Origin of the sequence: Methylobacterium nigriterrae (assembly GCF_037106235.1) — a bacterium.
Lineage (GTDB): Bacteria > Pseudomonadota > Alphaproteobacteria > Rhizobiales > Beijerinckiaceae > Methylobacterium > Methylobacterium nigriterrae.
Genome location: NZ_JBAWTG010000330.1, coordinates 1 through 1,878 on the forward strand (window position 1 = coordinate 1; position 1,878 = coordinate 1,878).

The window sequence follows — 1,878 nt, forward strand, 5'->3', positions numbered from 1 at the left end:
CGGCAGGCCCGCACCGCACGAACCCGCTTCCGCCGTGATCCCGATGCCTACCTCAGGGCGCTCGAACGGCAAGCCCAACAGCCGACTTTGCCGTCCTAGAAAAAAACGTATGGCCCGCCCCGTCTGCAAGGTGGTCGATGAAGGCGCCTATGTCCGGTCTGCACAAACGTATCCGGCATGTCGGCGCAGTGGCCGCCGCCAAGATGGAGAGCCGCACGTCCCGGGCCTCATAAGCACGTCGGCTTCAACGAGCCGCTTTTTTTGCCAGGCTTCCGGAACGCCGCTCGACCGTCAGGCCATCTTCACTGTCCTCCCGCAAACCTCATGGACCCGCGCCGGTCGCTCGCGCTCCGGTCAGGGTCGACCTCTTGCGAAGACTCAGGCGTGAGCCGGCTCCGGCTGTCGCTCGAAGCTCACGCCCTTCTGCAGCGTCGCCCAAGCCACCCGAGCGAGCTTGGCGGCGAGCGCGACGACGACGGCATTGTAGTGCGTCCGCGCTAGCAGACCCCGCAGCCATCGGCCGGTTGCGTCTTCTGCCTTGGCCATCGAGGCCAGCGCTGCTCGTGCACCGTGGATGAACAGCCCGCGCAGGTAGGCGTTGCCTCGCTTACTGATGCCGAGCAGCTTTGGTTTGCCGCCCGTCGTGTGCTGGCGTGGTACGAGGCCGAGCCAAGCCGGCAGGTCGCGGGCGCGCGCGAAGGCGCTACCGTCATCGACGGCTGCACGCAGCGCCGTGGCCGTCATTGTTCCAATGCCCGGGATCGACACCAGGCGGCGCGCCGCCTCGTCGCCACGAGCATGCTCGACGAACTCCTGGTCGAGCGCGTCGATGCGGCGGTCGAGGCCCGTCCACTCGTCGCGGATATCTGCGATGAGGGACCGGATGCGTGCTCCGGTCTGCGCCTCAGGGTTCTGCATCAGAGCTTCGATCGCGGTCTCGAACTTACGCCGGCCCTGCGGGAAGACGAAGCCGCGCTCCAGCAGGATCGAGCGGAGCTGGTTCATGAGCATGGTGCGCATGCCGACCAGCCGCGACCGGACCCGATGCAGGCTCTGCATGTCGAGCTGCTCCTGCGCCTTGAGAGGTACGAAGCGCATGGTCGGGCGTGTGGCTGCCTCGGCGATAGCCTCGGCATCGCGCTCGTCGTTCTTCTGTGCTTTGACGTAGGGGCGAACGTACTCGGGCGACATCAGGCGGACGGTGTGGCCCTGCGCTGCGAGCAACCGGCCGAGATGATGGGCGCCGCAGCAGGCCTCCATCGCGATGATGCAAGCGGGCAGCTTGACCGTCAGTCCGACGACCGTCTCACGCCGCGCGCGGCGGCGCAGGACCACCGCTCCGGCCGCGTCGAAGCCGACGAGGCTGCAACTGTTTTTGCCGAGGTCGATACCCAGCACGGCGATCGAGCTCTTTGTCATTCCAGATCCCTCCACGTGTCCGTGGCAGGAGAATGCCACGACGGTTCGGTGAGGGGCGGGCCATCCCATAAGCATGAGCGGGGCTGGGGGCGAAGAGGCATGAGGTACCCGGCCTGCGAGAAGCTGGAGATCATCCGGCTGGTCGAGCAATCCCACCTGTCGGTGCGCGCCACCCTGGACAAGCTCGGCATCACCCGATCGACGTTCTACCGATGGTACGACGCCTACCAGCGTGGCGGCCCCGAGGCACTGGCCGATCGTCCCTCGCGACCGAGCCGGGTGTGGAACCGGCTGCCCGCGGAGGTCCGCGAGCAGATCGTCGCTCTCGCGCTGGAGGAGCCCGAACTCAGCCCACGCGAACTGGCCGTGCGCTTCACCGACGAGCGGCGCTACTTCGTCTCGGAAGCCACCGTCTACCGTCTGCTCAAAGCTCAGGACCTGATCACCAGCCCGGCCTAC

Annotated in this window: 1 protein-coding gene and 1 pseudogene; one reads left to right on the forward strand and one right to left on the reverse strand. The window is 67.0% G+C overall.

What is annotated here, in order from left to right:
- Window positions 1-378: 378 nt before the first annotated feature.
- The gene (locus tag WDW90_RS36745; protein ID WP_336492663.1) at window positions 379-1,398 is read right to left on the reverse strand and encodes an IS110 family RNA-guided transposase; all 1,020 of its coding nucleotides are present in this window, start codon (window positions 1,396-1,398) and stop codon (window positions 379-381) included.
- 90 nt (window positions 1,399-1,488) lie between these two features.
- On the opposite strand from WDW90_RS36745, the pseudogene WDW90_RS36750 reads away from it, so the two are divergent.
- Window positions 1,489-1,878 (forward strand): annotated as a pseudogene (locus WDW90_RS36750) (helix-turn-helix domain-containing protein); the annotation flags it as partial.